The sequence below is a fragment of the Stenotrophomonas sp. CFBP 13725 genome, assembly GCF_014841935.1.
Lineage (GTDB): Bacteria > Pseudomonadota > Gammaproteobacteria > Xanthomonadales > Xanthomonadaceae > Stenotrophomonas.
In genome coordinates, this window is record NZ_JACYUV010000003.1 from 199,658 (window position 1) to 224,178 (window position 24,521).

Genomic DNA, 24,521 nt, shown 5'->3' on the forward strand with positions numbered 1-24,521 from the left:
ACACAGGACGTGTTTCGTGTTCCCCGGACCAGGATCGGTCGCGCCATTCAGGCTTTGTCAACACACTGTGTTGACAGGCTTTTTGTATGTGCGCTATGCTTCTACGTCTGGGCAGGCCGGGAAACCGACCTGCCTACGTTTTTGAGGTTAATGGATTGACCTTGTCGGCCTGCAGGAGTGCGGGCCGTCTGTATTCAGGATATTCACGGGGCTAGGCAACCCAGAGGCCTGGCTCGTCGCTCTTTTAACGAAGGAACCACCGTCATGGCGGACCAAAAGATCCGTATCCGGCTGAAGGCGTTCGATCATCGTTTGATCGACCGTTCGGCCAGCGAGATCGTAGAAACGGCAAAGCGGACCGGCGCGCAAGTGCGTGGCCCGATCCCGCTGCCGACCAAGATTGAACGCTACACCATCCTCGTCTCCCCGCACGTCGACAAAGACGCGCGTGACCAGTACGAGACCCGCACGCACAAGCGCGTGCTCGATATCGTTGATCCGAACGACAAGACCGTGGACGCGCTGATGAAGCTCGAACTGGCTGCCGGCGTCGACGTTCAGATCAAGCTGACCTGAGGACTACGACCATGACGAAGAAATATTCGTTGGGCTTCGTGGGCCGCAAGGCTGGCATGAGCCGCGTTTTCACTGAAGATGGCCAGTCCATCCCGGTGACCCTGATTGAAGCCTCCCCGAACCGCATCGCGCAGATCAAGACCGTCGAAGCTGACGGCTACAGCGCTGTGCAGGTGACCGTCGGCGCGCGTCGCGCTGCCCTGGTCAACAAGCCGGAAGCCGGTCACTTCGCCAAGGCGAAAGTGGAAGCGGGCCGTGGCCTGTGGGAATTCCGCGTTGAAGACGCGCAGCTCGGCGATTTCGCCGTTGGCGGCGAAGTCAAGGCGGACATCTTTGAAGTCGGCCAGATCGTCGACGTCCAGGGTGTCACCAAGGGCAAGGGCTTCCAGGGCACCATCAAGCGCTACAACTTCCGCATGGGTGACGCTACCCACGGTAACTCGCTGTCGCATCGCGCGCCGGGTTCACTGGGCCAGCGCCAGACGCCGGGTCGCGTGTTTCCGGGCAAGAAGATGTCCGGTCACATGGGTTCCGTGCAGCAGAGCACCCTGAATCTGGAAGTTGTCAAGGTCGACGTCGAGCGCGGTCTGATCGCGGTTCGCGGCGCCGTTCCTGGCGCGGCGGGTGGCGACGTGATCGTCCGTCCGGCGAGCAAGGCATAAGGAGAGATGACGATGGAACTCGTTATCACGGGTAGCAATAACAAGGTCTCGGTCTCCGATGCCGTGTTCGGTCGCGATTTCTGCGGTGATCTGGTCCACCAGGTTGTCGTCGCTTATCGCAACGCCGGTCGCGCAGGTACCAAGGCGCAGAAAACGCGTTCTGAAGTGGCTGGTACCACCAAGAAGTCGAAGAAGCAGAAGGGCGGCGGTGCGCGTCATGGCGCGCTGACGGCTCCGATCTTCATCGGCGGTGGTGTCACCTTCGCGGCCAAGCCGCGTAGCTTCGAGCAGAAGGTCAACCGTAAGCAGTACCGTGCCGCCATGTGCGCGATCCTGTCCGAGCTGAACCGTCAGGGCCGTTTGACGATCGTGGAGGCCTTCGATGTCGAAGCGACCAACACGAAGTCGTTGATCGCCAAGCTGGCCGGCCTGGAAGTGGGCAAGCGCCCGCTGATCGTCACTGAAGAAGCCTCCGAGCACCTGTACCTGTCGGCGCGCAACATTCCCTACGTGGAAGTGCGTGACGTGCAGGGTCTGGACCCGGTGTCGCTGGTCGGTGCCGATACGGTCATCATTACCGCTGATGCGGTCAAGAAGGTCGAGGAGTGGCTGGCATGAGCAGCAACGAGAAAATCTTCAGCGTGCTGCGCGCTCCGCGAGTCTCTGAAAAGACCGCGCGCCTGCAGGAACTTTCCAACCAGTATGTCTTCGAGATTTCGAACGAAGCCACCAAGGCAGATGTAAAGGCCGCGGTAGAGCAGCTGTTCGACGTCAAGGTCGAGGCCGTCAACGTGCTGAACGTCAAGGGCAAGAACAAGTCCTTCCGTAACCGCGCTGGCCGCCGTGGCGATTGGCGCAAGGCGTACGTGCGCCTGGCCGATGGCCAGTCCATCGATGTAACGGCCAAGGCCTGAGGTCCATCCCATGCCATTGATGAAATTCAAACCCACTTCCCCCGGCCGTCGTTCGGCCGTGCGCGTGGTTACTCCCGATCTGCACAAGGGCGCACCGCACGCACCGTTGCTGGAGCCGTTGAGCAAGTCGGGTGGTCGTAACCACCACGGCCGCATCACGGTCCGCCACGTTGGTGGTGGTCACAAGCAGCACTACCGCGTCATCGACTTCAAGCGCAACAAGGAAGGCATTCCGGCACGCGTGGAACGCATCGAATACGATCCGAACCGCACTGCCCATATCGCCCTGCTGTGCTACGTCGACGGTGAGCGTCGCTACATCATCGCACCGAAGGGCCTGAAGGCCGGTGACCAGGTGATTGCAGGCTCGGATGCGCCGATCAAGGCAGGCAACACGCTGCCGCTGCGCAACATCCCGGTCGGTACCACCATTCACGGCATCGAACTGAAGCCGGGCAAGGGTGCACAGATCGCTCGTGCCGCCGGCGCCGCCGTGCAGCTCGTCGCTCGTGAAGGCATCTACGCCACCCTGCGCCTGCGCTCGGGTGAAATGCGCAAGGTGCCGGTCGAGTGCCGCGCCACCATCGGTGAAGTCGGTAACGACGAGCACAACCTGGAAAAGCTGGGCAAGGCTGGCGCCAAGCGCTGGCGCGGTGTCCGCCCGACCGTTCGTGGTGCAGCCATGAACCCGGTTGACCATCCGCACGGCGGTGGTGAGGCGAAGGCCGGCCAGGGTAATCCGCATCCGGTCACCCCGTGGGGTGTTCCGACCAAGGGTTACAAGACGCGCCATAACAAGCGCACTCAGCAGTTCATCGTCCGCGATCGTAGGGGCTAATCGACCATGGCACGTTCACTCAAGAAGGGCCCGTTTGTCGATCACCACCTTGTTGTCAAGGTGGCAGCCGCTGCGGGTAGCAAGCGTCCGATCAAGACCTGGTCGCGTCGTTCGATGATCCTGCCTGACATGGTAGGCGTCACCATTGCCGTGCATAACGGCAAAAACCACATCCCGGTTCTCATCAACGAGAACATGGTCGGCCACAAGCTTGGCGAATTTGCCATCACCCGGACCTTCAAGGGTCACGGTGGTGACAAGAAGTCCGGCAAGTAAGGAGAGATGACAATGGAAGCGAAAGCCATTTTGCGCTCCGCGCGCATCTCTGCGCAGAAAGCCCGCCTGGTCGCTGACCAGGTGCGCGGCCTGCCGGCCGAGCGTGCGGTCAACCTGCTGAAGTTCTCGGACAAGAAGGCTGCACACCTGATCAAGAAGGTGGTGGAGTCGGCTATTGCAAATGCCGAGAACAACCAGGGCGCTGACGTCGACGAGCTGAAGGTCCAGACCATCATGGTAGATGAAGGTCCGACCCTGAAGCGTTTCATGGCGCGGGCGAAAGGCCGCGGTACCCGCATCCTCAAGCGCACCAGCCACATCACTGTGGTTGTGGGCGCCGGCAAGTAAGCGGAAAGGAAAAGACCATGGGTCATAAAGTTCATCCGATTGGTATCCGCCTCGGTATTTCCAAGGATTGGAACTCCAAGTGGTACGCCAACAAGGGCGAGTTCGCTGGTTATCTGGCGGCCGACCTGAAGGTGCGGGAAATGCTGCGCAAGAAGCTTGCGCAGGCCGGCATCAGCAAGATCCTCATCGAGCGTCCGGCCAAGACCGCCCGCGTGACGATCCACACCGCCCGTCCGGGCGTGGTGATCGGCAAGCGTGGTGAGGACATCGAGAAGCTGCGCAAGGAAGTGAGCGAGATGATGGGCGTCCCGGCGCACATCAACGTCACTGAAGTGCGCAAGCCCGAGCTGGACGCACAGCTGGTTGCCGAGTCCATCGCGCAGCAGCTTGAGCGTCGCATCATGTTCCGCCGTGCAATGAAGCGCTCGGTCGGCAACGCGATGCGCCTCGGTGCCCTGGGCATCAAGGTCAACGTCGGTGGCCGCTTGAACGGTGCAGAAATCGCCCGTTCGGAGTGGTACCGCGAAGGCCGCGTGCCGCTGCACACGCTGCGTGCCGACATCGACTACGGCTTCGCTGAAGCCAAGACGACGTACGGCATCATCGGCATCAAGGTCTGGATCTACAAGGGCGAGGTCTTCGATTTCTCCCAGGTTGGCCAGGAAAAGCAGGACGACTCCCCGCGCAACGATCGTAACGATCGCGGCGACCGCGGTGACCGTCAGCGCCCGGCTCGTGAAGCGAGGTAACGACAATGTTGCAACCCAAGCGAACCAAATACCGCAAGGTACACAAGGGGCGTAACGACGGCCTGAGCTGGAGCGCAAACGCTGTCAGCTTCGGCGAGTACGGCCTGAAGGCAACCGCCCACGGTCAGCTGACCGCGCGTCAGATCGAAGCGGCCCGCCGCTCGATCAGCCGCTACGTCAAGCGCGGTGGCAAGATGTGGATCCGTGTGTTCCCCGACAAGCCCATCACCAAGAAGCCCATCGAAGTTCGAATGGGTTCGGGTAAGGGCAACGTGGAATACTGGGTGGCCCAGATCCAGCCCGGCCGCATGATCTATGAAATCGAGGGTGTTACCGAAGACGTGGCACGCGAGGCATTCCGCCTGGCTGCCGCCAAGCTCTCGGTCACCACCACTTTCGTAACCCGGACGGTGCGCTGATGGACCTCAAACAACTCCGTGAAAAGTCGGCTGACGAACTGAAGGCCCACCTGATCGACCTGCGTAAGGAACAGTTCTCTGTCCGTATGCAGCAGGTCACCGGCCAGCTGCCGAAGACTCACGATATCCGCCGGGTCCGTCGCGAGATTGCTCGCACGAAGACCCTGCTCGGCAGCACCAAGTAAGGATGGCCGCTATGAGCGACAACACTGAAAACAAAGCGCTGCGCACGGTCGAAGGCCGTGTCGTCAGCAACAAGATGGACAAGACGGTCACCATTCTGGTGGAACGCCAGGTCAAGCACCCGCTGTACGGTAAGTACATCAAGCGCTCGTCCAAGCTGCACGCCCATGATGCCGACAATGCCTGCAACGAAGGCGATGTCGTGCGCGTGACCGAAATTGCTCCGATGTCCAAGACCAAGAACTGGCGCGTGGTGGAAGTCATCACGCGTGCGGCTGAATAAGGAGATCTGACTCATGATCCAGATGCAGAGCTACCTTGACGCCGCGGACAATTCCGGTGCCAAGGAACTGATGTGCATCAAGGTGCTTGGTGGTTCCAAGCGCCGTTATGCGCACATTGGTGACATCATCAAGGTCACCGTCAAAGACGCGATTCCGCGCGGCAAGGTCAAGAAGGGCGAAGTTTACGACGCCGTTGTTGTCCGTACCCGCAAGGGTGTTCGTCGTCCGGACGGTTCGTTGATCCGCTTCGACGGCAATGCTGCCGTACTGCTGAACAACAAGCAGGAGCCGATCGGCACCCGTATCTTCGGACCGGTGACGCGTGAACTTCGTTCGGAGAAGTTCATGAAGATCGTCTCGCTCGCTCCCGAAGTGCTGTGAGCGACAGGAGATAATCATGGCTAACCGTATCAAGAAGGGCGACCAGGTTGTCGTCACCGCTGGCAAGGACAAGGGTAAGCAGGGCGAAATCGTCCGCGTGGACGGCGACCGTGTGGTCGTCGCCAACGTGAACATCGTCAAGCGCCACACCAAGCCGAATCCGCAGGCAGGCGTTGCCGGCGGCGTGGTCGAGCGTGAAGCGTCGATCCATATCTCCAACGTAAACGTCGTCAACCCGGCAACGGGCAAGGGCGAGCGCGTTGGCTTCAAGGTGCTGGAGGATGGACGCAAACTGCGTGTGTTCCGCTCCAGCGGTGAGGCGCTCGACGCCTGAGGATGCGCTGATGAATACCCGTCTCGAAAAGTTTTACAAGGAAGAAGTAGTCCCGGCGCTGATGAAGCAGTTCGGCTACAAGAATCCGATGGAAGTGCCGAAGCTGGTCAAAGTCACCCTGAACATGGGTGTCGGTGAAGCAGCGACCAACAAGAAGATCCTGGAAAACGCCGTCGGCGACATGACCAAGATTGCCGGCCAGAAGCCGGTCATCACCAAGTCGCGTGTGTCGGTTGCGTCGTTCAAGATCCGCGATGGTTGGCCGATCGGCTGCAAGACCACGCTGCGCCGTGAAAAGATGTACGAGTTCATGGACCGCCTGATCAACATCTCGCTGCCGCGCGTGCGCGACTTCCGTGGTGTGTCCGGTCGTTCCTTTGACGGTCGCGGCAACTTCAACATGGGTGTGAAGGAACAGATCATCTTCCCGGAAATCGATTTCGACGCTGTCGATGCGATCCGCGGTATGGATATCGCCATCACCACCACGGCGAAGACCGATGCGGAAGCGAAGGCGCTGCTGGCAGCGTTCAAGTTCCCGTTCCGTAACTGATACGTCGAGGAATATCCGAAAATGGCAAAGACCTCCATGGTCAACCGCGACATCAAGCGGAAGAAGCTGGCTGAGAAGTTCGCTGACAAGCGCGCTGCTCTGAAGAAGATCGTGTCCTCGCCGACCGCGTCTTACGAAGAGAAGATCGAAGCCTCCACCAAGTTGTCGAAGCTGCCGCGCGATTCGTCGCCGAGCCGCCATCGCAACCGTTGCGAACTGTCTGGCCGCCCGCGTGGCGTGTACAGCAAGTTCGGCCTGGGCCGTAACAAGCTCCGCGAAGCCACCATGCGTGGCGACGTGCCGGGCCTGCGCAAGGCCAGCTGGTAATCAGCCGGTCCTGCGACTGCCCTCCCTGAACGGGGAGGGCAGGTCCAGCCGAGGCGGGTTCGCCCGTCTGCAGAAAAAACCAGAGAGCCCGACGCAAGTCGGGCTCTTTTGGCGTATAATCCCGCGTCTTGCCTTGCGCTGGTTGCGGGGGAGGGGGCCTGGCCCATCCCAGGACTACAAAAACAGAATTCGCGAAAGCGGATATCGGTGCACTCAAAGGTACTCATATGAGCATGACTGATCCCATCGCCGACCTGCTGGTCCGCATCAAGAATGCGGCAGCGGTTGGCAAGCAGACGGTGAAAGCACCGTCGTCCAAGATCAAGGTTGCGATCGCCCAGGTCCTGAAGGACGAGGGTTACATCACCGACCTGCGCGTTACCGCGCTCGAGAACAACAAGTCCGAGCTCGAAATCGTGCTGAAGTATTTCGAAGGCAAGCCGGTCATCGCGACCCTGAAGCGTTTCTCGCGTTCGGGTCTGCGTCAGTACCGTGGCAAGAGCGAGCTGCCGAAGGTCATGAACGGCCTGGGTATTTCCATCATTTCCACCTCCAAGGGCATCATGACTGATGCGCAGGCGCGCCAGTTGGGCGTCGGCGGCGAAGTCCTGTGCTTCGTGGCCTAAGGCGAAAGGAGTAGACCATGTCCCGTGTAGCCAAGAAGCCGATCGACCTGGGTAAGGTTGAGTTGAACGTCCAGTCCGACAGTGTCACCGCCAAGGGCCCGAAGGGCACCCTGTCGCTGGCCAAGCCGGCTGGCATTGCCATTAATGTCGAGAACGGCGTTGCCACCCTGAGCACCGAAGACGCAGCCCTCGTGCCGCTGACCGGTACCGTCCGCGCGATCCTGGCCAATATGGTCAAGGGCGTCACCGATGGCTTCGAGCGCAAGCTTGAGCTGGTCGGCGTCGGTTACCGTGCTTCCATGCAGGGCAAGGACCTGAGCCTGGCGCTCGGTTACTCGCATCCGATCCTGTATGTGGCGCCGGAAGGCATCACCATCACCACCCCGACGCAGACCGAAATTCTGGTGCAGGGTGCTGACAAGCAGATCGTCGGTGAAGTTGCCGCCAAGATCCGTGCGTACCGCAAGCCGGAACCGTACAAGGGCAAGGGCGTGAAGTACTCCGACGAAGTCATCATTCGCAAGGAAGCCAAGAAGGCGTAAGCGCGAGTTCCTTGCAGGAGCCCGCACCTCCGTGTGCGGACTCCCCGGGGAAAAGCCCAACCTTCAGCTTTCCAGGACAAAAAATCATGAACAAGAACATCGCCCGCCTGCGCCGCGCCAAGTCGACCCGTGCCCACATTCGTGTGCTCGGCGTCGCCCGTCTGTCGGTGCTGCGCACCGGTCAGCATCTGTACGCACAGGTCTTCACCGCCGACGGCTCCACGGTGCTGGCTGCTGCCAACACCACCCAGGCCGACGTCAAGGAAGGCCTGAAGAGCGGCAAGAACGCCGAAGCTGCTGCCAAGGTCGGCCGTATCGTTGCAGAGCGCGCCAAGGCCGCCGGCATCGAGAAGGTTGCCTTCGATCGTTCGGGCTACCGTTACCATGGCCGCATCAAGGCCCTGGCTGACGCTGCTCGCGAAGCTGGCCTGCAGTTCTAAGGGATAAGGAAGGGAGCCCATGGGCTCCTTTCCGCCTGCTCGCCGGCCAGAGGGTGGCCGGACGGTCCCGTTCTTATGCAACGGCGTACCGGAACAACGCACCACTCCACAACCATAAGCGGCCTCGAGCCGTACATACCTAAACAACCAAGGAATCAAGATGGCAGAAGAACGTCCGCAGCGGGGTCGCGATCGCGACCGTAACCGCGAAGAAAAAGTCGACGATGGCATGATCGAGAAGCTGGTCGCGGTCAACCGCGTCAGCAAGACCGTCAAGGGCGGTCGTCAGTTCACCTTCACCGCACTGACCGTGGTCGGCGATGGCGAAGGCAAGGTCGGTTTCGGCTATGGCAAGGCACGCGAAGTGCCGGTCGCCATCCAGAAGTCGATGGAGCAGGCGCGCAAGAACCAGGTCAGCGTTGATCTGAACAACGGCACCTTGTGGCACACCATCAAGGACGGTCACGGTGCAGCACGCGTTTTCATGCAGCCCGCGTCTGAAGGTACCGGCGTCATCGCCGGTGGCGCCATGCGCGCCGTGTTGGAAGCCGTTGGCGTGAAGAACGTGCTGGCCAAGGCTGTTGGTTCGCGCAACCCGATCAACCTGGTGCGTGCCACCGTGAAGGGCCTGGCTGCTGTGCAGTCGCCGGCTCGCATCGCGGCCAAGCGCGGCAAGAAGGTAGAGGATCTGAATCATGGCTGATTCGACCAGCAAGACTGTCAAGGTGCGCCTGGTGCGCGGCCTTCGTGGTGCCCAGTCCCGTCACCGCCTGTCGGTGCGTGCCCTGGGTCTGAGCAAGCTCAACGATGTGCGTGAACTGAAGGACAGCCCGCAGGTTCGCGGCCTGATCAACAAGGTTCACTACCTCGTCAAGGTTGAGGAATAATCCAATGACCATGCATCTGAATGAACTGAACCCGGCACCGGGCGCGCGTACCCCGCGTACCCGCGTCGGTCGTGGCATCGGCTCCGGCCTGGGCAAGACCTGCGGCCGCGGCCACAAGGGTTCGTTCGCCCGTAAGGGTGGCGGCAAGATCAAGGCTGGCTTCGAAGGCGGCCAGACCCCCATGCAGCGTCGTCTGCCGAAGATCGGCTTCAACTCGCCGATCGCCAAGGACACCGCTGAAGTGCTGCTGTATCAGCTGGACAAGCTGCCGGCTGGCGAAATCACTTTCGCCATCCTGCGTGAAGCCAAGCTGGTCCCGAGCATCGCGAAGAAGGCCAAGATCGTCGTCAAGGGCGAGCTGACCAAGGCGTACACCCTGAAGGGCATCGCTGCCACGGCTGGTGCCAAGGCTGCGATCGAAGCTGCCGGCGGCAGCGTAACGGAGTAATAGCATCATGGCGCAAGCTGGCATCGGTAACCTCGCAGGTGGAATGGGCAAGTTCACTGAACTTCGCCAGCGTCTGCTGTTTGTCGTCGGGGCGTTGATCGTCTATCGGATCGGGTGCTATGTGCCGGTTCCGGGCGTGAACCCCGATGCCATGCTTGCCATGATGGAACAGCAGGGCGGCGGCATCGTGGACATGTTCAACATGTTCTCGGGCGGCGCCCTGCACCGTTTTTCGATCTTCGCGCTGAACGTCATGCCGTACATCTCGGCATCGATCGTGATGCAGCTGGCGGTCCACATCTTCCCGGCGCTGAAGGCGCTGCAGAAGGAAGGTGAGTCTGGACGCCGCAAGATCACCCAGTATTCCCGCATCGGCGCCGTGTTGTTGGCGGTGGTGCAGGGCGGCAGCATCGCGCTGGCACTGCAGAACCAGGTATCGCCGGGTGGCACGGCCGTGGTGTATGCGCCGGGCATGGGCTTCGTGCTCACTGCCGTGATCGCATTGACCGCAGGCACCATCTTCCTGATGTGGGTCGGTGAGCAGGTGACCGAGCGCGGCATCGGCAACGGTGTGTCGCTGATCATCTTCGCCGGCATCGTCGCCGGTCTGCCGGGCGCGATCATCCATACGTTCGATGCGTACCGCGACGGCAACATCCAGTTCATCCAGCTGCTGCTGATCGCGCTGGTGGTACTGGCCTTCACCTTCTTCGTAGTCTTCGTCGAACGCGGCCAGCGCCGCATCACGGTGAACTACGCACGTCGCCAGGGTGGCCGCAACGCGTACATGAACCAGACCTCGTTCCTGCCGCTGAAGCTCAACATGGCCGGCGTGATCCCCGCGATCTTCGCCTCCAGCCTGTTGGCCTTCCCGGCGACGCTGGCGATGTGGTCCGGCCAGGCGGCCAACCAGAGCGCCACCGGTCAATGGCTGCAGAAGATCGCCAATGCCCTCGGGCCGGGTGAGCCGCTGCACATGATCGTGTTCGCAGGGCTGATCACCGGTTTCGCGTTCTTCTATACCGCGCTGGTGTTCAACTCGCAGGAAACCGCGGACAACCTGAAGAAGTCGGGCGCGCTGATTCCGGGCATCCGTCCGGGCAAGGCGACCGCTGACTACATCGATGGCGTGCTGACGCGGTTGACCGCGGCGGGTTCGGCCTATCTGGTGATCGTCTGCCTGCTGCCGGAACTGATGCGCACCCAGTTGAACGCGTCGTTCTACTTCGGCGGCACCTCGCTGCTGATCGTGGTGGTGGTGGTGATGGACTTCATCGCCCAGGTTCAGGCGCACCTGATGTCGCACCAGTACGAAAGCCTGTTGAAGAAGGCAAACCTGAAGGGTGGCAATCGCGGCGGTTTTGCACGCGGCTGATCTGCCTGTTACACTATCGTCTTCCTGATGTGATGGTCCTCCGCTTCGCGGACTCGGCTATCCAAAGAAGGGCGGCCCCCGCAGCGGTTCCGGGTGGGGGTGAGATCTGGTGGTCCTGCGCAGGAGTAGCGCGGGCGGCCACGGCGGCATGTCTTCGGATATGGCGCCGCGACCAACCTGATCCGGCGCCGGAGCCTGGGCACACTCCCCGGGCCGGGTTTTTGAAACCTCACGGTCTCAGAAACTTCCAGTACACCGGAACCTTGTAAGATTCGCTAGTTCACTTTATTGATCTATCCTGCCGGATTGGCGCGCCTTCATGGTGCGCTGTCGGCCATCACTCAGCTGGAGAACCGCGTCATGGCGCGTATTGCAGGCGTCAACCTGCCAGCCCAGAAGCACGTCTGGGTCGGGTTGCAAAGCATTTACGGCATCGGCCGTACCCGTTCGAAGAAGGTCTGCGACTCCGCAGGCGTTACTTCGACCACCAAGATCCGCGATCTGTCCGAGCCGGAAATCGAGCGCCTCCGCGCCGAAGTCGGCAAGTTCATCGTGGAAGGCGATCTGCGCCGTGAAATCGGTATCGCGATCAAGCGTCTGATGGATCTGGGCTGCTATCGCGGTCTGCGTCACCGTCGCGGTCTTCCGCTGCGTGGCCAGCGTACCCGTACCAACGCCCGCACCCGCAAGGGTCCGCGCAAGGCGATCAGGAAGTAAGGGACAAAAATGGCTAAGCCCGCTGCTAAGACCAAGAAGAAGATCAAGCGCGTCATCACTGATGGCGTCGCCCACGTCCACGCTTCTTTCAACAACACCATCGTGACCATCACCGACCGTCAGGGTAATGCCCTGTCGTGGGCGACCTCCGGTGGCGCCGGCTTCCGCGGTTCGCGCAAGTCGACTCCGTTCGCTGCCCAGGTCGCCGCCGAAAAGGCCGGCCGTGCTGCGCTCGACTACGGCGTGAAGTCGCTGGAAGTCCGCATCAAGGGCCCGGGTCCGGGTCGTGAGTCCGCCGTTCGTTCGCTGAACAACGTCGGTTACAAGATCACCAACATCATCGACGTGACGCCAATCCCGCACAACGGGTGCCGTCCGCCGAAGAAGCGTCGCGTCTAAGGGAGCGATAAGAAATGGCTCGTTATATCGGTCCTACCTGTAAGCTCGCCCGTCGCGAAGGCGCCGACCTCTCCCTCAAGAGCCCGGCGCGCGCGCTGGACTCCAAGTGCAAGCTGGAGCAGAAGCCCGGCCAGCACGGCGCTACCGCCCGTAAGGGCAAGCTGTCCGACTACGCTACCCAGCTGCGTGAAAAGCAGAAGGTCAAGCGTATCTACGGTCTGCTGGAGCGTCAGTTCCGCAACTACTACAAGAAGGCCTCGACCAAGAAGGGCAACACCGGCGAGAACCTGCTGCAGTTGTTGGAAACCCGTCTGGACAACGTCGTCTATCGCATGGGCTTCGCTGTGACCCGTCCGGCTGCTCGTCAGCTGGTCTCGCACCGCGGTGTCACCGTGAACGGCAAGTCGGTCAACCTGGCTTCGTACCAGATCAAGGCTGGCGACGCGGTTGCGCTGTCCGAAAAGGCTGCCAAGCAGCTGCGCGTTCAGGAAGCCCTGACCGTTTCGGCCACGCACGACATGCGTCCGTCGTGGATTGAAGTGGATTCCGGCAAGTTCGCCGGCGTCTTCAAGGCGGTTCCGGATCGTTCGGACCTGCCTGCGGACATCAATGAAGCGCTGATCGTCGAGCTGTATTCGAAGTAATTCACATTGGAGAGCCCCCGGCGACGGCCGGGGGTTCACTAGGAGAACCCGCAACATGACGGTTACCGCCAACCAGGTTCTGCGTCCTCGTGGCCCGCAGATCGAACGCCTTACCGACACACGCGCCAAGGTCGTTATCGAACCCTTGGAGCGTGGTTATGGGCATACGCTGGGCAATGCCCTGCGTCGCGTCCTGTTGTCGTCCATCCCGGGCTTCGCGATCACGGAAGTCGAAATCGACGGCGTGTTGCATGAGTACACCACGGTCGAAGGTCTGCAGGAAGACGTGCTTGAAGTCCTGCTCAACCTGAAGGATGTGGCCATCCGTATGCATTCCGGCGACAACGCCACCCTGTCCCTGTCCAAGCAGGGTCCGGGCGTCGTCACGGCTGCCGATATCAAGGTTGATCATAACGTGGAGGTCCTCAACGGCGACCACGTGATCTGCAACCTGACCAAGGATACGGCAATCAACATGCGTCTGAAGATCGAGCGTGGTTTCGGCTATCAGCCGGCTGCCGCGCGTCGTCGTCCGGACGAAGAAACCCGTGCCATCGGCCGTCTGGTCCTGGATGCCTCGTTCTCGCCGGTCCGCCGTGTCGCCTATGCCGTGGAAGCGGCACGTGTCGAGCAGCGTACCGATCTGGACAAGCTGGTCATCGATATCGAGACCAACGGCACCATCGACGCCGAGGAAGCCGTGCGCACCGCCGCCGACATCCTCAGCGACCAGCTGTCGGTGTTCGGTGACTTCACCCACCGCGACCGCGGTGCGGCCAAGCCGGCCAACAACGGCGTGGATCCGGTGCTGCTGCGCCCGATCGACGACCTGGAACTGACCGTGCGTTCGGCCAACTGCCTCAAGGCGGAAAGCATCTATTACATCGGCGATCTGATCCAGAAGACCGAAGTGGAGCTGCTGAAGACCCCGAACCTGGGCAAGAAGTCGCTCACCGAGATCAAGGAAGTGCTGGCCCAGCGTGGCCTGTCGCTTGGCATGAAGCTGGAGAACTGGCCGCCGGCCGGCGTCGCCAGCCACGGCATGCTGGGCTGATAAGCCCCCTGCAGTACCGCAAAGGCCTCACCGGTAACGGTGGGGCCTTCGCACCGTAGAGCCGAGCTTGCGCGATTGCATCCACTGCAGTCGATCAAGCTCGGCTCTACAACAACCGACGGACGATCAGTCCGCGGACAGGCCGACCAGGAGGGGCGGCCAGGACCATCCGCAGTCCGAATACAGCGCCAGGATGGCGACAACGATCCCCAAAGTCTCAATCTTGCAAAGGAATCATCACCATGCGTCATCAGAAATCCGGTCGTAAGTTCAGCCGTACCAGCGCTCACCGCGAAGCAATGTTCAAGAACATGGCCGCGTCGCTGTTCAAGCACGAGCTGATCAAGACCACCCTGCCGAAGGCCAAGGAACTGCGCCGCGTTGCCGAGCCGCTGATCACCCTGGCCAAGGTCGACTCCGTCGCCAACCGTCGTCTGGCGTTCGCCCGCCTGCGTGACAACGAAGCGGTCGGCAACCTGTTCACCATCCTGGGCCCGCGTTACGCGTCGCGTCCGGGTGGTTACCTGCGTCTGCTGAAGTGCGGCTTCCGCGCTGGCGACAATGCACCGATGGCCTACGTCGAGCTGGTCGACCGTCCGGCCGCTGTTGCCGAGGAAGTGGCCGAGTAATCGGACCGTTCCCTGCAGCACCGTCAGAAGCCCGGCCTTGTGCCGGGCTTCTGCGTTACAGCGCCCGTGCGTAGGGCATCGCGTGCGCCGTCGCATGGGTTACGCTTTGCATCTGCCTGCACTGAGTCCTGCTGATGAACCCGTTCCGTTGGCCGTTCCGCGCCCAGTTCCTGCTGGGGTTCCTGATCTGCGCGGGGCTGCTTGGCTTCGCGATCTACCTGCAGTTGAAGATGGGCCTCGAGCCATGCCCGCTGTGCATTTTCCAGCGACTGGCGTTCGCCGCGCTGGGCCTTGTGTTCCTGATCGGTGCGCTGCACGGTCCCTCCAATCGACCGGGGCGCATCACCTACGGCGTATTGGCCTTCATCGCGGCAGCCGTGGGCGTGGGCATCGCCGCGCGCCACGTGTACGTGCAGATGATCCCGCCGGAATTCGGATCAACCTGCGGCCCGCCACTCAGCTTCCTCAGTGAAACCATGGGGCCGTTCGAAGTGTTCCGCACCGTGCTGACCGGTACCGGCAACTGCGGCGACATCGACTGGGCCTTCCTGGGCCTGAGCATGCCGATGTGGTCGCTGGTGTGGTTCGTGTTGCTGGCGGGCTGGGCGTTGTGGGTGTCCGTGCGCCGTATTCGCTGATGTTGAACGTTGTACTTGATGCGCCGGGCATGGCTCGGTGCGCCCCTGAAGGTCCTGGAGTCCGCCATGTCGTCCGTTGATTCATTGTCGCCCGCTGACTGGTCGCCGGAGAGCTGGCGGGCAAAGCCTGCCCTCCAGTTGCCGACCTATCCGGATCCGGTTGCCTTGGACGCGGCGTTGCACGAGTTGAAGCGGCTGCCGCCGTTGGTCACCTCGTGGGAAATCCTGTCACTGAAGCAGCAGTTGGCGGATGCGCAGGAGGGAAAGCGCTTCCTGCTGCAGGGCGGCGACTGCGCAGAGAACTTCAGCGACTGTGAGTCCGGGATGATCTCCAACCGGCTCAAGGTGCTGCTGCAGATGAGCCTGGTGCTGGTGCATGGCATGCGCAAGCCGGTGATCCGCGTCGGACGCTTCGCCGGGCAGTACGCGAAGCCGCGTTCGGCAGACACCGAGACACGCGATGGGGTCACGCTGCCCAGCTACCGCGGCGATGTGATCAATGCGCCGGCCTTCACCGAAGCGGCACGCCTGCCGGATCCCAAGCGGATGTTGCAGGCGCACGCGCATTCGGCGATGACGATGAACTTCGTTCGGGCGCTGATCGACGGCGGATTCGCCGATCTGCATCACCCGGAGTACTGGAACCTCGAGTGGGTGCGGCATTCGCCGCTGGCGGTGGAGTACCAGAAGATGGTGACGTCCATAGAGGATGCCATCGGCTTCATGGAGACCATCTCCGGCGCGCGCGTGCACAACCTCAAGCGGGTGGATTTCTATACGTCGCACGAGGCCTTGCTGCTGCCGTATGAGCAGGGACTGACACGCCAGGTGCCGCGTCAGCAGGGCTGGTTGAACCTGAGCACGCACTATCCGTGGATCGGCATGCGCACCGCAGCACTCGATGGCGCGCACGTGGAGTATCTGCGCGGCGTGCGCAATCCGATCGCGATCAAGGTGGGGCCATCGGTGCAGCCGGACCAGCTGCTGCGCTTGATCGATATGCTGAATCCAGACGACGAACCCGGCCGGCTGAGCTTCATCCATCGCATGGGCGCGGCGCAGATCGCCGACAAGCTGCCGCCGCTGCTGGATGCGGTGAAGCGCGACGGTCGCCGGGTGCTGTGGGTGTGCGATGCGATGCATGGCAATACGGAGAGCACGGGCAACGGCTACAAGACGCGCCGCTTCGACAACATACGCGGTGAAGTCGAGTTGTCGTTCGATCTGCACGCGGCCGCGGGGACGCGCCTGGGTGGCGTGCACCTGGAGATGACCGGCGAAGATGTGACCGAATGCACCGGTGGCGCGCGGGAGCTCACCGAGCGCGATCTGGAACGCGCCTACCGCTCCAGCGTGGATCCGCGACTCAACTACGAACAGTCGCTGGAAATCGCCATGGCGATCGTGCGCAAGCAGAACGGCTGATCCGATCACTGCTGAGGGGGTTGGTTTCCGCGTGCACAGCGAGCGGGATCTGACCCCTTTTTTACGAACGCCTGACATGACGCTCATGGCTTCTGCGACACGCTGGTCCTTTCGCGTGGTCGTGGAGGTGCAGCAGTGTCGAGGTGGGAACAAGCGCAGGCGTACGTGGTGCCGTTGGGCATCGCGCTGGCAGTGGGGGCGCTCGGCGCCTGGGTGATCCTCGCGCTGTATCGGCGACTGGAAGGTCGCGACCGGCGGCGCGCACGCATCGGGCGCATGCTCGGCCCGCCGCTTGCACTGGCGTTCCCGCTGCTCCTGCTGGTGCCTGCGCTGCAGGCAACGCCACTGCACGACCGCTGGTTGGACCAGGCGCAGCGGCTGGTGCACATCGGGTTGACCGCCTGCTTCATCTGGCTGCTGGTACGAGCCGTCGCCGCCGGCGAGAAGGCGATCCTGCGCAACCATCCCATCGAAGTGGCCGACAATCTGGAAGCGCGCCGCGTGCAGACCCAGACCCGTGTCCTCAGCCGCGTGCTGATGGGCGGGATCATCGTATTGGGGATATCGCTGGTGCTGCTGCAGTTCGACATGGTGGCCAAGATCGGCTCTGCCCTGCTGGCCTCGGCCGGCCTGATCGGCCTGGTGGCAGGTATCGCTGCCAAGCCGGTGTTCGGCAACCTGATCGCTGGCCTGCAGATCGCCGTGACACAGCCGATCCGGCTGGATGACGTGGTGATCGTTGAAGGCGAGTGGGGGCGCATTGAAGAGATCGGCAGCAGCTACGTGGTGGTGCGCATCTGGGACGAACGCCGGATGGTCGTGCCGCTGACATGGTTCATCGAAAACCCGTTCCAGAACTGGACCCGGCGCAGTGCGGACCTGTTGGGCACCGCGTTCCTGTGGCTGGATTACCGTGCGCCGATTCCCGCCATCCGTGCCGAGCTGGAGCGCATCTGCAAGGACGCGCCGCTGTGGGACGGCCGTGTCTGCGTGACCCAGGTCACCGAGACCACCGAACACACGCTGCAGGTCCGCCTGCTGGTCAGTGCGCGCAACTCGGGCGATGCGTTCGACCTGCGTTGCCTGGTGCGCGAGCGGATGCTGGACTTCCTCGCGCGTGAACATCCACAGGCGTTGCCGCGCCTGCGTGCGCAGCTTGAGGAAAGTGCCGATACGCCAAAGCGGCGCGTCGCGCCGGCACCGGAGCAGGAAGTGCGCTCACCCGGTGCCGAGGATGGCGAACCGGCCGTCCAGCCCACGGCAGGGTAGCGCCGCGTCATGCGCGACGGCCCTGTCTGACGCCTCGCAGCTACCCCACTTGGGAGGGCGCGGTCGTTACAGGGGGGGCGGTCGCCGTGCCATGGTGCGCTGCTCATAGGCATAGGCCAGCTCGATCAGGCGCGGCTCGGCCCAGGCCGTGCCCACGAACAGCAGTCCCACGGGCAAGCCATCGACGTGGCCCATCGGTACGCTCAGGCTAGGATAGCCGGCCACCGCGGCGGCGCTGTAGTTGCCCCCCGGGAACGCATCGCCCCCAGGGCTGTTGATCGGCCATGCAGTGCCCGTGGTGGGGGCCACCAGGGCGTCCAGCTGATAGGCGCGAAGCAGGGCATCGATGCCTTGTTCGCCGGCCATGCGGCGTGCCTGGCTGCGTGCCTGGATGTAGGCAGGGTCGCCCAGCGATCCAGCATGTGCTGATGCGACCAGCAGCTCCTGGCCGAACAGCGGCAGTTCCTGCGCGGTGTGTTTTTCGTTGAAGGCGACCAACTGCGGCAGCGTGCGCCACGGGGCCTTCCACTGCCGGAGGTAGCGCTCCATGCCCGCCTTGAACTCATGCCGCAGCACGATCTGTTCGGCATCCGACCAGCCACTCTCGTCCGGCGCTGGCACCGTCACGACGGTGGCCCCGGCGCGCCGCAGGGTCTCGACGGCATGCTGCATCAACGCGCCGATGCCGGGACGTTGGGACAGCGGATTGTCCATCACCCCGATGCGCGCGCCGCGCAGCCCGTTGGGATTCAAGCGCGCCGTGTAGTCATAGACCGCGCGGCCCGGCATCGCGGCGGTGGCAGGGTCGGCTGCATCGCGGCCCGCAATGGCCGTCAGTACCGCCGCCGCATCAGAGACCGTGCGGGCGATCGGGCCTGCCGTGTCCTGGCTGAACGAGATCGGGATGATGCCATCGCGACTGACCAGGCCCACGGTCGGTTTCAGGCCGACCACACCGTTGACGGCAGCGGGGCAGACGATGCTGCCATCTGTCTCGGTGCCGACGGATACCGTTACCAGGTTGGCCGCGACGGCGACGGCGCTGCCGCTGCTCGATCCACAGGGGCTGTGGCTGAGGCGGTAGGGATTGCGTGTCTGGCCGCCGCGCGCACTCCATCCGGAGGTGGATCCGAGTCCGCGATAGTTCGCCCACTCGCTCAGGTTGCTCTTGCCCAGGATCACTGCGCCGGCAGCGCGCAGGCGCGTCACCAGGAACGCGTCGCCGGGGCGGAAGCCGGCCAGAGCCAGCGAACCGGCCGTGGTGCTCATCGGCAAGGCGTTGATGTTGTCCTTGAGCAGCACCGGGATGCCGTGCAGCGGACCGCGCAGGTGGCCACGGCGGCGCTCCTCGTCGCGCTGTGCGGCCTCCTTCAGGGCATTCGGGTTGAGCTCGATCACCGCACGCAATCGCGGCCCTTCGCGGTCCAGCGCGGCGACGCGCTCCAGATAGGCCCGGGTCAGCGTCCCGCTGTCCAGTTCGCCGGCCGCCATACGGGCCTGCAGGTCGCTTATCTCGGCCTCGGCGTAGGGAAACGGCGCCGCCGCAGGAGGTGCGTCATCGGCCGCACGCACGGGTGACGCACAGCCGACCAGCGCCGTGGCGAGCACGGCGGACAGGAAAAGAAGACGCGTTGGTGATGGAGCGTTGCGCATGGTGGGCGGCTTGGGCACCTAACCAGTGTATCGCGGCGCCTTCAGGGTTTCCGCTTCAGGATGTCGCGCGCCAGCACGTAGACCACCAGCAGGTTCAACACCAGCACGGTCCAGGAGGCCCAGCCCGGATGGCGGGAAATGGCGTAGACATCGAAGGGTAGGTAGATGCCGGCAGACACGCAGCCCAGCCACGAGGCCCAGGCCTTGGCCCGCCACAAGCCCCACGCTTCGACCAGGTGGAGCAGGGCATAGCCCAGCATCGCGGCCGCCGCAAGGTGGACGACATCGGGACTGATCATGTTCAACAGGGAGGGCAGGGTGCCGTGATCCGGGTCCAGGCTGAAACGCCGGATCAGGGCATTGATCCCATCACGCAGTGGCTGCGGACCGAGCATTTCCAGCCCGGTCGCGGCCAACAGTGCAAGCACCGCTTTGCCCGTTTCGAGCAGAGCGATGACATGCAGGCCCGGATGCCGTTGCGGATCCGGGTTGTAAGCAGGATGGCTCACGAGTCGGCTCAGCCGCCGCGCGATGCCTTCTTGCGGTCGCTTTCGGTCAGCCCCTTCTTGCGCAGGCGGATTTCCTTCGGCGTGATTTCAACCAGCTCGTCGTCTTCGATGAAGTCCAGTGCCTGTTCCAGCGAGTACTTGATCGCCGGGGTCAGCTGGATCGCATCGTCCTTGCCCGAAGCGCGCATGTTGGTCAGCGGCTTGGTCTTGATGGCATTGACGGTGAGGTCGTTGTCCTTGGAGTGGATGCCGATCAACTGACCTTCATACACGTTGTCGCCTTCAGCAGCGAACAGCTTGCCGCGTTCCTGCAGCGGCCCCAGGGAATACGCCGGGGTGGCACCCGGTGCGTTGGCGATCATGACGCCGTTCTGGCGCTTGGCGATCGAACCCTGTTCCTTCGGACCGTAGTGGTCGAACACGTGGAACAGCAGGCCCGAACCCTGGGTCAGGGTCTTGAACTCGTTCTGGAAACCGATCAGGCCACGGGCCGGGATCTGGTACTCCAGGCGCACACGGCCCTTGCCGTCCGGTTCCATGTTCTTCAGCTGGCCCTTGCGGGTACCCAGCTTTTCCATGACGCCGCCCTGATGCTGTTCTTCGATGTCCACCACCAGCTGCTCGATCGGCTCCATGGCCTGGCCGTCGATCTGCTTGATGATGACTTCCGGGCGCGACACGGCCAGCTCGTAGCCTTCACGACGCATGTTCTCGATCAGCACCGACAGGTGCAGCTCGCCACGGCCGGAGACCAGGAACTTGTCGGCGTCTTCCAGCTGTTCCACCTTCAGGGCCACGTTGTGCACCTGCTCGCGGTCCAGGCGGTCCTTGATCTGGCGGCTGGTCAGGAACTTGCCACCGGACAGGTCCTTGTTGCCGGCGAACGGCGAGTTGTTGACCTGGAAGGTCATCGAGATCGTCGGCTCGTCGACGGTCAGCGCCGGCAGCGCTTCCGGGGTATCCGGATGGCACAGCGTGTCGGAGATGGTCAGTTCCTGGATGCCGGAGATGGCGACGATGTCACCGGCCTCGGCAGTGTCCTGCTCGATGCGCTCCAGGCCGAGGAAGCCCAGTACCTGCGCCACCTTGCCGTTGCGCTTCTTGCCTTCACGGTCGATCACCGCGACCTGCATGTTCTTCTTCAGGGTGCCGCGCTGGATGCGGCCGATGCCGATCACGCCCACGAAGTTGTTGTAGTCCAGCTGGCTGATGCGCATCTGGAACGGACCGTCCGGATCGACTTCCGGCATCGGCGCGTGCTGCATGATCGCTTCGTACAGCGGGGTCATGTCGCCGTCGCGCACGGTGTCTTCCAGGCCGGCGTAGCCGTTCAGGGCCGACGCGTAGACGATCGGGAAGTCCAGCTGCTCATTGGTCGCGCCGAGCTTGTCGAACAGGTCGAACACCTGGTCGATCACCCACTCCGGACGCGAGCCCGGGCGGTCGACCTTGTTGACCACGACGATCGGCTTGAAGCCCATCGCGAAGGCCTTCTGGGTGACGAAGCGGGTCTGCGGCATCGGGCCGTCCATCGCGTCGACGAGGATCAGCACGGTGTCGACCATCGACAGCACGCGCTCCACTTCGCCGCCGAAGTCGGCATGTCCGGGGGTATCGACGATGTTGATCCGGTTCTTGACGCCGGTCTTTTTGTCTTCCCAGGTGATGGCCGTGTTCTTGGCCAGGATGGTGATGCCGCGTTCCTTTTCCTGATCGTTGCTGTCCATCACGCGCTCGGCGAGGACGGTGCGTTCGGACAGGGTGCCGGACTGCTTCAGCAGCTGATCGACCAGGGTGGTCTTACCATGGTCGACGTGCGCGACGATGGCGATGTTGCGAAGATTTTCGATGGACATGCGAAAGGGGGCCAGTCGGCGCCGGATTTGGAAAAAGAAGTCCATCATCATACCTCGAACTGACCGTTTCGCGAAAAACCCGTTTCAGTCTTCCCCAGATGCCCATTCAGCCAAGGCTACCGGCCACCGCAGCACAGGCTCCGCAGCCGTAGCCCTGACCCTCGCTTCTGCTTTCGCGCTGGCCTTTTCCTCCCACCGCAGCGGCCATCTGTCTGGCGGGGTGGGAGGGGGCGGTGCGGGGCCGTTAGAGCCGCATGGATGCGGCGACGAGCCTACAGGGAGGTATTCACGGCGTGCCCCGCACCGGCCCCTCCCACCTCGCCCTACAAGAAGACAGAACCGCTGCAAAACCTTCAACGATCGTCGTACCCGCGAGCGAAACGGGACGGGTGTAAACTTGGGAGCTGGACCTTTCCCACCCGAATTCCAAGGATCTTCATGTCCCTCATCGCTACGTTCGACACCACCCAGGGCCCGATCAAGGTCGAGCTGTTCGCCGACAAGGCACCGCTGACCGTCGCCAACTTCGTGAACCTGGTAAAGCACGGCTTCTACGACGGCCTGGTCTTCCACCGCGTCATTGCCGATTTCATGATCCAGGGCGGCTGCCCGCGCGGCCAGGGCACCGGCGACGCAGGCTACAAGTTCGAAGATGAAAAGAACGGCGTGAAGCACCAGGTGGGTTCGCTGTCCATGGCCAATGCCGGCCCGAACACCAATGGCAGCCAGTTCTTCATCACCCACATCAAGACCGACTGGCTGGACGGCAAGCACACCGTGTTCGGCCAGGTGCTGGAAGGCCAGGCCATCGTGGATTCGGTCAAGCAGGGCGACGTCATCCATTCGATCACCCTGGAAGGCGATACCGATGCCGTGCTGGCCGCCAAGGCCGACCGCGTCGCCGAGTGGAACAAGTCGATTCCCTCGCGCGCCTGATCCCCTTTTGAAACGGCCACCCCTGCGGTGGCCGTTTTCATGATCCCCGCCGCCTGCCAGGCCGCCCGGCCACGCCCGCGGTTCATCTCCAACGCTCGCAAGCTAGAGGAAACCCCCCATGAAAGCACCTGTTCGTGTTGCCGTGACCGGCGCTGCCGGCCAGATCGGCTATGCCCTGCTGTTCCGCATCGCCTCCGGTGAAATGCTCGGCAAGGACCAGCCGGTCATCCTGCAGCTGCTGGAACTGCCCGTTGAAAAGGCCCAGGCCGCGCTGAAGGGCGTGATCATGGAACTGGAAGACTGCGCGTTCCCGCTGCTGGCGGGCATCGTCGGTACCGATGACGCCGAAGTGGCGTTCAAGGACATCGACGTGGCCCTGCTGGTCGGTGCCCGTCCGCGTGGCCCGGGCATGGAGCGCGCCGACCTGCTGCTGGAAAACGCGAAGATCTTCACCGCCCAGGGCGCTGCGCTGAACAAGGTCGCCAAGCGTGACGTGAAGGTGCTGGTGGTCGGCAATCCGGCGAACACCAACGCCTACATCGCGATGAAGTCGGCGCCGGACCTCAACCCGCGCAACTTCACCGCCATGCTGCGGCTGGACCACAACCGTGCCCTGAGCCAGCTGTCGACCAAGATCGGCAAGCCGGTCGGCGGCATGGAAAAGCTGGTGGTATGGGGCAACCACAGCCCGACCATGTACCCGGATTACCGCTTCGCCACTGCCGATGGCGCGTCCATCGGCGAAGCGATCAATGACCAGGACTGGAACGCCAGCACCTTCATCCCGACCGTGGGCAAGCGCGGCGCGGCGATCATCGAAGCGCGTGGCTCGTCCTCGGCGGCGTCGGCAGCCAACGCGGCCATCGACCACGTGCGCGACTGGGTGCTGGGCAGCAACGGCAAGTGGGTCACCATGGGCGTGCCGTCCGACGGCTCCTACGGGATCCCGGAAGGCGTGATCTTCGGCTTCCCGGTGACCACCGAGAACGGCGAGTACACCCTGGTCAAGGATCTGCCGATCGACGACTTCAGCAAGAAGTACATCGACAAGACCCTGGCCGAGCTGGAAGAAGAGCGTTCGGCCGTGGCCCACCTGCTGGGCTGAGCCGTCACTGCGCAGTGAGAAGACGCCGGGCCTGTCCCGGCGTTTTTTTTTGCGCGTAGGTGATGTCGGCGAACGGGTGAGACCCCCTCGCGGTGGGTTGAAAAGCCGAATCTCATGCTGGGGCCGGGCGGTGGGGCTGGGACGGGGGACGGCAAGAGCCGCATCCATGCGGGCCTCGTTTCGCGCCATCCATGGCCCTCAACGCCCCCGTCCCAGCCCCACCGCCCGGCCCCCTGACAGGTTCCGTGGCCGCCCGCCGCGTATGAAAAAAGAGAAAAGCGGTAGCGCCGACCCATGGTCGGCGAGCGCAGCGGGCCGTTGGCGGAGACATTCCGCCGACCATGGATCGGCTCTACCGATGCCCGTAGGGAAAATGTTTACTGCCCCCCGCCCAGCCCCTGACAGGTTCCGTGGCCGCCCGCCGCGTATGAAAAAAGAAGAAAAGCGGTAGCGCCGACCCATGGTCGGCGAGCGCAGCGGGCCGTTGGCGGGAGCATTCCGCCGACCATGGGTCGGCGCTACAGA

At 62.9% G+C, this 24,521-nt stretch carries 35 protein-coding genes; 32 read left to right on the top strand and 3 right to left on the bottom strand.

What is annotated here, in order from left to right:
* Nucleotides 1–264: 264 nt before the first annotated feature.
* From rpsJ to IFT65_RS06945, 30 genes are all read left to right on the top strand, one after another.
* Complete coding sequence (rpsJ, locus tag IFT65_RS06800) at nucleotides 265–576, top strand: 30S ribosomal protein S10 (protein ID WP_010341589.1); 312 nt, start codon at nucleotides 265–267, stop codon at nucleotides 574–576.
* An 11-nt stretch (nucleotides 577–587) separates the two neighbouring features.
* Entirely contained in the window at nucleotides 588–1,238 is a 651-nt protein-coding gene (rplC, locus tag IFT65_RS06805; RefSeq protein ID WP_188324954.1) for a 50S ribosomal protein L3, read from the top strand.
* 12 nt (nucleotides 1,239–1,250) lie between these two features.
* Nucleotides 1,251–1,856, top strand: a complete 606-nt coding sequence (rplD, locus tag IFT65_RS06810) for a 50S ribosomal protein L4 (protein WP_188324953.1) — start codon at nucleotides 1,251–1,253, stop codon at nucleotides 1,854–1,856.
* Nucleotides 1,853–2,152, top strand: coding sequence for a 50S ribosomal protein L23 (rplW, locus tag IFT65_RS06815; RefSeq protein ID WP_042614228.1), 300 nt, complete (start codon nucleotides 1,853–1,855; stop codon nucleotides 2,150–2,152). The genes rplD and rplW overlap by 4 nt, the downstream gene beginning before the upstream one ends.
* Nucleotides 2,153–2,162: 10 nt before the next feature.
* Entirely contained in the window at nucleotides 2,163–2,990 is an 828-nt protein-coding gene (gene rplB / locus IFT65_RS06820) for a 50S ribosomal protein L2 (protein WP_188324952.1), read from the top strand.
* A 6-nt stretch (nucleotides 2,991–2,996) separates the two neighbouring features.
* A complete protein-coding gene (gene rpsS, locus IFT65_RS06825) occupies nucleotides 2,997–3,266 on the top strand; it encodes a 30S ribosomal protein S19 (protein WP_188324951.1) in 270 nt (89 codons plus the stop codon).
* 12 nt (nucleotides 3,267–3,278) lie between these two features.
* The gene (gene rplV / locus IFT65_RS06830; RefSeq protein ID WP_017355410.1) at nucleotides 3,279–3,614 is read left to right on the top strand and encodes a 50S ribosomal protein L22; all 336 of its coding nucleotides are present in this window, start codon (nucleotides 3,279–3,281) and stop codon (nucleotides 3,612–3,614) included.
* A gap of 17 nt (nucleotides 3,615–3,631) precedes the next feature.
* Complete coding sequence (gene rpsC / locus IFT65_RS06835; protein WP_038690288.1) at nucleotides 3,632–4,363, top strand: 30S ribosomal protein S3; 732 nt, start codon at nucleotides 3,632–3,634, stop codon at nucleotides 4,361–4,363.
* Nucleotides 4,364–4,368: 5 nt separating this feature from the next.
* A complete protein-coding gene (rplP, locus tag IFT65_RS06840) occupies nucleotides 4,369–4,782 on the top strand; it encodes a 50S ribosomal protein L16 (protein ID WP_042614224.1) in 414 nt (137 codons plus the stop codon).
* Entirely contained in the window at nucleotides 4,782–4,967 is a 186-nt protein-coding gene (gene rpmC, locus IFT65_RS06845) for a 50S ribosomal protein L29 (protein ID WP_101098576.1), read from the top strand. Before rplP ends, rpmC begins: the two co-directional genes overlap by 1 nt.
* 11 nt (nucleotides 4,968–4,978) lie before the next feature.
* Nucleotides 4,979–5,248, top strand: a complete 270-nt coding sequence (gene rpsQ / locus IFT65_RS06850; RefSeq protein ID WP_188324950.1) for a 30S ribosomal protein S17 — start codon at nucleotides 4,979–4,981, stop codon at nucleotides 5,246–5,248.
* Between the two features lie 13 nt (nucleotides 5,249–5,261).
* Complete coding sequence (rplN, locus tag IFT65_RS06855) at nucleotides 5,262–5,630, top strand: 50S ribosomal protein L14 (protein ID WP_042614221.1); 369 nt, start codon at nucleotides 5,262–5,264, stop codon at nucleotides 5,628–5,630.
* Nucleotides 5,631–5,646: 16 nt separating this feature from the next.
* On the top strand, nucleotides 5,647–5,964 hold the full coding sequence (rplX, locus tag IFT65_RS06860; RefSeq protein ID WP_188324949.1) for a 50S ribosomal protein L24: 318 nt from the start codon (nucleotides 5,647–5,649) through the stop codon (nucleotides 5,962–5,964).
* 10 nt (nucleotides 5,965–5,974) lie between these two features.
* A complete protein-coding gene (gene rplE / locus IFT65_RS06865) occupies nucleotides 5,975–6,517 on the top strand; it encodes a 50S ribosomal protein L5 (protein WP_188324948.1) in 543 nt (180 codons plus the stop codon).
* Nucleotides 6,518–6,538: 21 nt separating this feature from the next.
* Nucleotides 6,539–6,844, top strand: a complete 306-nt coding sequence (gene rpsN, locus IFT65_RS06870) for a 30S ribosomal protein S14 (protein WP_188324947.1) — start codon at nucleotides 6,539–6,541, stop codon at nucleotides 6,842–6,844.
* Nucleotides 6,845–7,071: 227 nt separating this feature from the next.
* Complete coding sequence (rpsH, locus tag IFT65_RS06875) at nucleotides 7,072–7,470, top strand: 30S ribosomal protein S8 (RefSeq protein ID WP_004145387.1); 399 nt, start codon at nucleotides 7,072–7,074, stop codon at nucleotides 7,468–7,470.
* Between the two features lie 17 nt (nucleotides 7,471–7,487).
* The gene (gene rplF, locus IFT65_RS06880; RefSeq protein ID WP_188324946.1) at nucleotides 7,488–8,012 is read left to right on the top strand and encodes a 50S ribosomal protein L6; all 525 of its coding nucleotides are present in this window, start codon (nucleotides 7,488–7,490) and stop codon (nucleotides 8,010–8,012) included.
* Nucleotides 8,013–8,098: 86 nt separating this feature from the next.
* Complete coding sequence (gene rplR, locus IFT65_RS06885; RefSeq protein ID WP_188324945.1) at nucleotides 8,099–8,452, top strand: 50S ribosomal protein L18; 354 nt, start codon at nucleotides 8,099–8,101, stop codon at nucleotides 8,450–8,452.
* A 160-nt stretch (nucleotides 8,453–8,612) separates the two neighbouring features.
* Nucleotides 8,613–9,155: a 30S ribosomal protein S5 gene (gene rpsE, locus IFT65_RS06890; protein ID WP_188324944.1), complete on the top strand. Its 543-nt coding sequence runs from the start codon at nucleotides 8,613–8,615 to the stop codon at nucleotides 9,153–9,155.
* Nucleotides 9,148–9,339 carry a 50S ribosomal protein L30 gene (gene rpmD / locus IFT65_RS06895; RefSeq protein ID WP_188324943.1) on the top strand — a complete coding sequence of 64 codons (192 nt, stop codon included), beginning with the start codon at nucleotides 9,148–9,150 and terminating at the stop codon, nucleotides 9,337–9,339. The genes rpsE and rpmD overlap by 8 nt, the downstream gene beginning before the upstream one ends.
* Nucleotides 9,340–9,343: 4 nt before the next feature.
* Complete coding sequence (gene rplO / locus IFT65_RS06900; RefSeq protein WP_188324942.1) at nucleotides 9,344–9,787, top strand: 50S ribosomal protein L15; 444 nt, start codon at nucleotides 9,344–9,346, stop codon at nucleotides 9,785–9,787.
* A 7-nt stretch (nucleotides 9,788–9,794) separates the two neighbouring features.
* A complete protein-coding gene (gene secY / locus IFT65_RS06905) occupies nucleotides 9,795–11,162 on the top strand; it encodes a preprotein translocase subunit SecY (RefSeq protein ID WP_188324941.1) in 1,368 nt (455 codons plus the stop codon).
* 360 nt (nucleotides 11,163–11,522) lie between these two features.
* On the top strand, nucleotides 11,523–11,879 hold the full coding sequence (gene rpsM, locus IFT65_RS06910; RefSeq protein ID WP_188324940.1) for a 30S ribosomal protein S13: 357 nt from the start codon (nucleotides 11,523–11,525) through the stop codon (nucleotides 11,877–11,879).
* A 9-nt stretch (nucleotides 11,880–11,888) separates the two neighbouring features.
* The gene (rpsK, locus tag IFT65_RS06915) at nucleotides 11,889–12,278 is read left to right on the top strand and encodes a 30S ribosomal protein S11 (RefSeq protein ID WP_042614211.1); all 390 of its coding nucleotides are present in this window, start codon (nucleotides 11,889–11,891) and stop codon (nucleotides 12,276–12,278) included.
* Nucleotides 12,279–12,292: 14 nt separating this feature from the next.
* A complete protein-coding gene (gene rpsD, locus IFT65_RS06920; RefSeq protein WP_042614210.1) occupies nucleotides 12,293–12,922 on the top strand; it encodes a 30S ribosomal protein S4 in 630 nt (209 codons plus the stop codon).
* Between the two features lie 55 nt (nucleotides 12,923–12,977).
* On the top strand, nucleotides 12,978–13,976 hold the full coding sequence (gene rpoA / locus IFT65_RS06925) for a DNA-directed RNA polymerase subunit alpha (protein WP_188324939.1): 999 nt from the start codon (nucleotides 12,978–12,980) through the stop codon (nucleotides 13,974–13,976).
* 242 nt (nucleotides 13,977–14,218) lie between these two features.
* Nucleotides 14,219–14,605: a 50S ribosomal protein L17 gene (rplQ, locus tag IFT65_RS06930; protein WP_042614208.1), complete on the top strand. Its 387-nt coding sequence runs from the start codon at nucleotides 14,219–14,221 to the stop codon at nucleotides 14,603–14,605.
* Nucleotides 14,606–14,739: 134 nt separating this feature from the next.
* Nucleotides 14,740–15,243 (top strand): disulfide bond formation protein B, encoded by a 504-nt coding sequence (locus tag IFT65_RS06935; RefSeq protein ID WP_188324938.1) that lies wholly within the window; start codon nucleotides 14,740–14,742, stop codon nucleotides 15,241–15,243.
* 66 nt (nucleotides 15,244–15,309) lie between these two features.
* On the top strand, nucleotides 15,310–16,668 hold the full coding sequence (locus tag IFT65_RS06940) for a 3-deoxy-7-phosphoheptulonate synthase class II (RefSeq protein WP_192080877.1): 1,359 nt from the start codon (nucleotides 15,310–15,312) through the stop codon (nucleotides 16,666–16,668).
* A gap of 135 nt (nucleotides 16,669–16,803) precedes the next feature.
* Nucleotides 16,804–17,937, top strand: coding sequence for a mechanosensitive ion channel domain-containing protein (locus IFT65_RS06945; protein WP_192080878.1), 1,134 nt, complete (start codon nucleotides 16,804–16,806; stop codon nucleotides 17,935–17,937).
* Between the two features lie 66 nt (nucleotides 17,938–18,003).
* On the opposite strand, the gene IFT65_RS06950 is transcribed toward IFT65_RS06945, so the two are convergent.
* From IFT65_RS06950 to typA, 3 genes are read right to left on the bottom strand one after another with little or no spacing between them, the layout of a single operon-like run.
* Nucleotides 18,004–19,590 (bottom strand): amidase, encoded by a 1,587-nt coding sequence (locus IFT65_RS06950; RefSeq protein WP_192080879.1) that lies wholly within the window; start codon nucleotides 19,588–19,590, stop codon nucleotides 18,004–18,006.
* Nucleotides 19,591–19,631: 41 nt separating this feature from the next.
* The gene (locus IFT65_RS06955) at nucleotides 19,632–20,099 is read right to left on the bottom strand and encodes a DUF2127 domain-containing protein (protein WP_188324934.1); all 468 of its coding nucleotides are present in this window, start codon (nucleotides 20,097–20,099) and stop codon (nucleotides 19,632–19,634) included.
* 8 nt (nucleotides 20,100–20,107) lie between these two features.
* Entirely contained in the window at nucleotides 20,108–21,955 is a 1,848-nt protein-coding gene (typA, locus tag IFT65_RS06960) for a translational GTPase TypA (RefSeq protein WP_188324933.1), read from the bottom strand.
* A 438-nt stretch (nucleotides 21,956–22,393) separates the two neighbouring features.
* On the opposite strand from typA, the gene IFT65_RS06965 reads away from it, so the two are divergent.
* Nucleotides 22,394–22,891: a peptidylprolyl isomerase gene (locus IFT65_RS06965; protein ID WP_057687625.1), complete on the top strand. Its 498-nt coding sequence runs from the start codon at nucleotides 22,394–22,396 to the stop codon at nucleotides 22,889–22,891.
* Between the two features lie 118 nt (nucleotides 22,892–23,009).
* Nucleotides 23,010–23,996, top strand: coding sequence for a malate dehydrogenase (locus tag IFT65_RS06970; RefSeq protein WP_188324932.1), 987 nt, complete (start codon nucleotides 23,010–23,012; stop codon nucleotides 23,994–23,996).
* Nucleotides 23,997–24,521: the final 525 nt, after the last annotated feature.